Below are 6,364 nucleotides of genomic sequence, written 5' to 3' on the forward strand. Positions count from 1 at the left end.
AGCGGATCGGGCAATCCTAATGACGGGAAATCGATCAAAAAGTGACCATTAAACGATACAGGAGAGTGGCATGAGGGCGAGACGCTGGCGTAGCGTTTTTTACCTGTCGACCTTGCTGATTCTCGCTGGCTGCGGTTTTCATCTGAAGGGCTACCATCAGGCGACGCCCAACCTGAATGGCCTGTTTGTGGAGAATGGCGAAAATCGCAAGAGTCTGGCGGGGGTTCTACAGCGGGATCTGCGGGCATCAGGCGTGGCCCTGGCTGCCGATGCGGCGGAGGCGAAAAATCGCCTCTCACTCACCGAGATATTCAAATATCGGGTCCTCTCCGTCGATGAAAACGGCAAGGCGCTGGAGTATGAGTTGCGCTTGAAGAGTGACTTTTTCGTGGTGGATCGTGAGGGTAAAGCCGCGCTGCCTGATCAGCATCTGGAACTTGTGCGTGAGTTGACCTATAGCGGTACGGACGAACTGGGCCGTCGCAACGAGGCTAAGCTGGTGCGTGGTGATATGCGTACCGATATGGCGGATCAGATTGTCCGGCGCCTGCAGGCGCAGCTGAACTAGGCTCTGACGCATGCGCCTGCACAACGACCAACTTGCCGTCAGTCTGAAAAAAAGCCTGGCGCCGATCTATTTTCTCACTGGTGATGAACCCTTGCAGATGGGTGAGGCCGCCGACCTGGTTAGATCCGGTGCCCGGGCACAGGGTTACACCGAGCGAGAGGTGCTGGATCATAGCCCTAATTTCGACTGGAACGCCCTCAGCGGTGCTGCAGACAGTCTCTCCCTGTTCGGCGAGCAGCGTATCCTTGATCTGCGTTTGAGCAGCGCCAAGGTGGGGACTGAGGGCGCCAAGGCGCTAACCGCTTATGCTGCCAATCCACCCCAGGATACGCTGTTGCTGATCACCGCGCCTAAACTGGAGCGCAGTCAGCAGAACAGTAAATGGGTGAAATCGCTGGATCAAATCGGGGTGCTGGTACAGATCTGGCCGGTGGAGGGTGCGCGCCTGCCACCCTGGATCGAGCAGCGCCTGCGTGGTGTCGGCCTGATTCCCGAGTCCGGCGTGGTGGAGATGCTGGCAGAGCGCATCGAGGGAAATCTGCTTGCCGCTTCCCAGGAGATTGAAAAGCTGCTGCTGCTTCAGGGGCCTGGAGTCATCAGTGCTGAGCAGTTGGCGGCGGTGGCCGACAGTGCAAGGTTCGACGTTTTTGGTCTGGTGGACACACTGCTGCAGGGGGATGCCGCGCGCGGGTTACGCATGCTGGATGGACTGAAAGGTGAGGGGTTGGCGACGCCTGTGGTGCTCTGGGCGTTGTCCCGGGAGATACGGCAACTGGCGGTCATGTCCCACGAGATTGAGCAGGGCGGATCGGCGGAGCGGGTGATGGGGGCGTACCGGATTTGGGATAAGCGCAAGCCTTTAGTGCGTCAGGGGTTGAAACAGCGGGCGGCCCACTGGCGGCGACTGCTCATTCTCTGTGCAAATGTGGATCGCACTATCAAAGGGATGGGCGATGGGGATCCCTGGTTGTTACTGCAGGATATTGCGCTGGGTATCTCCGGCAGGCGATTGGGAAAAAGTAGAAGCAGGCCGGTTCAAGCGTAGCGGAACCGGCAATTCCGCACGTTCTGCCGACCATGGAACGCCAGATCCGCTACGCTTGATCGGGCCTACAGCGGTAAATATCTGTCATTGCCGCTATCCTGCCAGCTACCGATTTACGCAATCCTGTGGGAGAGACCACCTCCACATCCGGTCCATACTTCAGTATATCCATGATCAGTTCCACCGGATTGTGATAGGGAATGCACAGCTCATAACGTCCATCCTCCAGCCAGCGGCTCTCCTGGGATGGGTGCCACTGCTCTTTTGCCACCCAACGAGCACGTTCGGCGGTGAAGTGGAGCACGGCTGTCTTGTCGGATTGGCCGCTGAAGATGCCGTAAGCCGATTGATAGTGGTGATCAAGCTCGTCTTCGTTGATATCCCGCGCTTTTTTCTCCAGCACAGCGCTCTCGGAAATGGCGTCGAGGGCAAAGGTCCTCAGTCCCTTGCGCAGATGGCACCAGGCATCCAGATACCAGTTGTCCCGATAGTGGGTGAGGCGCTGCGGGGAGACTTCCCGTGCCGTGGACTGATCCAGTGAGCGGCTGTAGTAGTCGAGTCGCAGTCGCTTTCTCAGGGCAATGGCGGTTGCCAGGTTGGAAAAATGATCTCCCGCAGATCTGGCTGCGGCTTGCAGGATGCGGATGCGCCGGGTTATCTGCTCCCCTCCTGCATGTTGGCGCCTCAGTAGTTGCTCGATGTGACGCCGAAGAGGTTGCAGGTGGCTCCCAAGCAGACCGGGTTGTACCTGTTCCAGCAACTGCTGCATGCTCAGCAGGGCATAGAGTTCCGAGGCATTGAACCAGAGTCCAGGCAGCTGATACATCTCCCCCTCGCCCTGCGCATATCTATAGCCATTGAAGGTGCGGTCATAGACGATGGGGGCGTTGAGAAAGAGGCGCATCTCATCGATGAGACGCTTGACCGTGGCGCGTGAGCACTCCAACTCCTCCTCCAGCCGCTTGCGGGAAACCGGGTGGCGGGCCGCCTGCAGGATGCGGTTGAGTTCGAATATCCGGTCAAACCGGTCCAATATTAGCCCTCGTCAGCTTTGGCGTCGTTGCGGGGTTGATCCAGCGACCAGAGCCGTTCGAGATGGTAGAAGTCCCGCACCTTGGGCAGCATGACGTGGACCACTACGCTATTGAGGTCGACCAGCGCCCACTCCCCATCATCAAGCCCCTCTGAACCCAGTGGGGTTTCACCCGCCTGTTTGGCCTTGAAGGCGACGGTCTGTGCGATGGATTTTACGTGTCTGTCCGAGGTGCCGCTCGCCACTATCATGATGTCGGTAATGCTGGTTTTTCCTCTGACGTCGAGTGTTACCACGTCTTTGGCCTTCATATCGTCGAGGGTCTCGAGGACCAGGTCTTTAAGCTCTTCTACCCGCATGTTGTTCCTGTGATTGATGGATTTTCCCTGATTGTAACCTATGGTGGTCTCAGAGATAGAGCTTTTCCTGCTCGATAATCTCCAATACGGCATCAGGGAGCAGGAAGCGGGGGCTATCTCCGTTGGCGACCATGGCCCGAATGCGAGTGGCGGAGATATCCAGCTGGGTAACGGTCTGGAACAGAATGCGTCCCCCGGGTTCAGTACTCAATTCGGTGGGGTCGGTAGTCTGCCGTGGCGTTAAAAACTGTTGCAGGGGCGGGTCGATTTTAGTCGGCTGTCCCGGGCGGGTCATGATGATGAGGTGGGCAAGCGTGGCAATGTCCAGCGGGCGATGCCAGGAGAGAAAGTCATTAAATGCGTCGCTGCCCATGAGCAGGCAGAGGGGCTCCTCTTCACCCAACTCCTCACGCAGTGAGAGCAGCGTGTCGATGGTGAAGGATGCAGTTTCACGCCGCAGTTCACGCGCATCGACCACGAAACCGGGCTTGTTGGAGATCGCGGCCTCGACCATGCGTAAACGAAGTTCGGCCGGGGTGCCCGGCTGTTCGCGATGTACCGCCTGTCGCAGCGGGATCAGGCGTATCTCATCCAGCTTTAGGGCCAGTTTGACGTCCAGCGCAGTGCGCAGGTGGCCGAAGTGAATGGGATCGAAGGTGCCGCCGAGAATGCCGATCATGTGAAATAGAGGTTACTGGCGGATATGGCCATCGCCCAGCACGATATATTTGACCGAGGTAAGCCCTTCAAGGCCGACCGGCCCACGGGCATGAAATTTGTCGGTGGAGATGCCGATCTCGGCCCCGAGGCCGTATTCAAATCCGTCCGCAAAACGGGTGGAGGCGTTAACCATCACTGAGCTGGAGTCCACTTCGGCAAGAAAACGGCGCGCCCGCGTGTAGTTTTCAGTGATGATGGAGTCGGTGTGTTGGGAGCTGTGGGTGTTGATGTGGTCGATGGCCGCGTCCAGACCCTGCACCACACGGATAGAGAGGATTGGTCCCAGATATTCGGTATCCCAGTCCTCGTCGGTGGCGGCAACCGCATTGTCGATGATCTCCAGGGTACGCGGACAGCCGCGCAAATCCACGCCCTTCTCCTGCAGCGGTGCGGCCAGCATCAGCAGTGCCTCCTCGGCGATCTCTTCCGCAACCAGCAGGGTTTCAAGGGTGTTGCAGGTGCCGTAGCGCTGGGTCTTGGAATTCATGGTCACATCGAACGCCTTACCGATGTCGGCCTGATCGTCGATATAGACATGGCAGATGCCGTCGAGATGCTTGATTACCGGCACCCGGGCATCGCGGCTGATCCGCTCGATGAGCCCTTTGCCGCCACGGGGGATGATGACGTCGATCGACTCCGGCATGGTGATCATACTGCCAACGGCTGCCCGGTCGGTGGTGGCCAATACCTGTACCGCATCAGCGGGCAGACCCGCTTTCTCCAGGCCGCGCTGGATGCCAGCGGCAATGGCCTGGTTGGAGTGGAAGGCTTCGGAGCCGCCGCGCAGCACCGTGGCATTGCCTGACTTGAGGCAGAGTGCTGCGGCATCTGCGGTCACATTGGGGCGGGATTCGTAGATGATGCCGACCACCCCGAGAGGCACCCGCATACGTCCGACCTGAATACCGCTTGGGCGATAGTTCATATCGAAGATCTCGCCGATGGGATCTGCCAGACCTGCAATCTGCCGCAGTCCCTCGATCATGGAGTCGATGCGTGCCGGAGTGAGTTCCAGACGATCCAGCAGGGCGGCATCGAGTCCCTTGGCGGCACCGGTTTGCAGGTCTTTTTTGTTCTCGGCCATCAACACGTCGCGATTGCTGTCGAGATCGTCGGCGATGGCATTCAATGCGGCGTTCTTTTCGCCGGTGGTGGCCGCAGCCAGGCGGCGGGAGGCGGTACGGGCCTTTGCGCCCAACCCGGTCATATATGCGGCGATATCGGTGATTTCAGTCATCAACTCATCTCTTTTCGGGGTAATTCAATTCTATCGGTATTAGCACCGGACCAGGCAGCCCGTTGGTCTGGACAGGAGGAGATCCGGAAATTCTACCAGAAGTGGCTCAAGTTTCCTCCAAGTGGGCTGATCGTGGCACCGCCCTCTGGAAGGGAGGGCGGTGGTTGTTTGCCCTATGGAAACTTCAATGCTACTCAGACAACAGTTTCTCGATAACGGCATGGGTTGCAGCGATCAGAAGATCGGCATCCGTATCGGTAATCTTTTTGCCGCGCTGGGCTTCAATGGCGCTGATCAGGGCATAGAGCCTGTTGACAGCAGAGACATCATTGTCGGTGTTCACGTCATCCAGGGCGCCGATTGCAGAGTCGAGCTTTGCATCCAGGCTGTTGGCGAGGCCTTCTTGGATATTGAGCGTAACAATCGTTTGAACCACATCGGTGAGCATATCTGCAGGCGGAACCCCCTCCATGTGCAGGCGTTTTACGTCCACTTCGGAGATTGCCTGGTCATAGACGCGAATGTCATCGATATCTCCACTCCAGTATCTCCGCTGATAGCCATGCGACGAAAGGCTGTATCCGAACAACAGGCTGGTATTATTGTAGACAGTCTTTACATCGTCAGCGGATTCAGACAATTCGCCGTCGACCCAGAGCTCACCATGACTGCCATTCTTATTGATGACAACGTGATGCCATGTGCTGTCTCTGAAATCCGCAGTGGAATCGAAGAGGTACGTGCCATCGATGCCTACTCCGCCATAACCTTCATGGGTCTTGAATCTGATTTCTCCTGTCAGTCTTGGCGGATTTACAGGTCCGAGGCTCAAGTAGAAATCATGATAAGGAGTCGTTTTATCGATGATCTTCTGGCCATAACTGAGACTCCAGTCGCCGCCTCCGTCATTCAGGAACCAGAGGCTGACCGAGTAGCTGGGCCAGGAGGGAAAATTCAAGCTCGTCCCAATCTCGATATAGCCACTGGAGCCGTCGAAATTGTATGCGCTGTTTGCAGTGCCGAACCGGTCGAACGTCAATGCGGCGCCTCCATGAATCGTCCCGTCATAACCATGATAGGTTTCATCGATTGCATTGCCGTTGAAGGGGTAGTCGGCCACCAGACTGCCGGATAGGTCGGCATTCACCATGCCGGAAATCAGCAGTGCTGTGGCAAGTGCTGTAAATTTGGAGATCCTCATTGTTAACTCCTTGTCTCTGCATAGCGCGTGGATTGCACGAACTATCTTCAAGACATAGTTGATGAGTCAACGAGGGACAGTAGTTTGTTCACCGGGGGTGCGTAAGGAGTTTTGGAAAACCGGGAGGCTATCCAGCGCTCCCAGACATCTCCGTTTCGATCTCACCCTACTCTCTCTCCCCTGACGCAACGCTGCTCT

General features: G+C 57.3%; 7 protein-coding genes. 2 read left to right on the forward strand and 5 right to left on the reverse strand.

Annotation, left to right across the window (positions count from 1 at the left end):
* Positions 1-70 precede the first annotated feature (70 nt).
* Positions 71-568, forward strand: coding sequence for an LPS-assembly lipoprotein LptE (locus G9Q73_RS08490; RefSeq protein WP_177419397.1), 498 nt, complete (start codon positions 71-73; stop codon positions 566-568).
* 10 nt (positions 569-578) lie between these two features.
* Positions 579-1,613 carry a DNA polymerase III subunit delta gene (gene holA, locus G9Q73_RS08495; RefSeq protein ID WP_177419398.1) on the forward strand — a complete coding sequence of 345 codons (1,035 nt, stop codon included), beginning with the start codon at positions 579-581 and terminating at the stop codon, positions 1,611-1,613.
* A gap of 49 nt (positions 1,614-1,662) precedes the next feature.
* Here the strand turns inward: holA and G9Q73_RS08500 are convergent, their stop codons facing one another.
* From G9Q73_RS08500 to G9Q73_RS08520, 5 genes are all read right to left on the reverse strand, one after another.
* Positions 1,663-2,646: a helix-turn-helix transcriptional regulator gene (locus G9Q73_RS08500; RefSeq protein WP_177419399.1), complete on the reverse strand. Its 984-nt coding sequence runs from the start codon at positions 2,644-2,646 to the stop codon at positions 1,663-1,665.
* Between the two features lie 2 nt (positions 2,647-2,648).
* The gene (gene rsfS, locus G9Q73_RS08505) at positions 2,649-3,005 is read right to left on the reverse strand and encodes a ribosome silencing factor (RefSeq protein ID WP_177419400.1); all 357 of its coding nucleotides are present in this window, start codon (positions 3,003-3,005) and stop codon (positions 2,649-2,651) included.
* Positions 3,006-3,054: 49 nt separating this feature from the next.
* Complete coding sequence (nadD, locus tag G9Q73_RS08510) at positions 3,055-3,684, reverse strand: nicotinate-nucleotide adenylyltransferase (protein ID WP_177419401.1); 630 nt, start codon at positions 3,682-3,684, stop codon at positions 3,055-3,057.
* 12 nt (positions 3,685-3,696) lie between these two features.
* The gene (locus G9Q73_RS08515) at positions 3,697-4,965 is read right to left on the reverse strand and encodes a glutamate-5-semialdehyde dehydrogenase (RefSeq protein ID WP_177419402.1); all 1,269 of its coding nucleotides are present in this window, start codon (positions 4,963-4,965) and stop codon (positions 3,697-3,699) included.
* A 190-nt stretch (positions 4,966-5,155) separates the two neighbouring features.
* Positions 5,156-6,166 (reverse strand): LamG domain-containing protein, encoded by a 1,011-nt coding sequence (locus G9Q73_RS08520; protein WP_177419403.1) that lies wholly within the window; start codon positions 6,164-6,166, stop codon positions 5,156-5,158.
* Positions 6,167-6,364: the final 198 nt, after the last annotated feature.

The organism is endosymbiont of Lamellibrachia barhami (genome assembly GCF_011947365.2).
GTDB lineage: Bacteria > Pseudomonadota > Gammaproteobacteria > Chromatiales > Chromatiaceae > QGON01.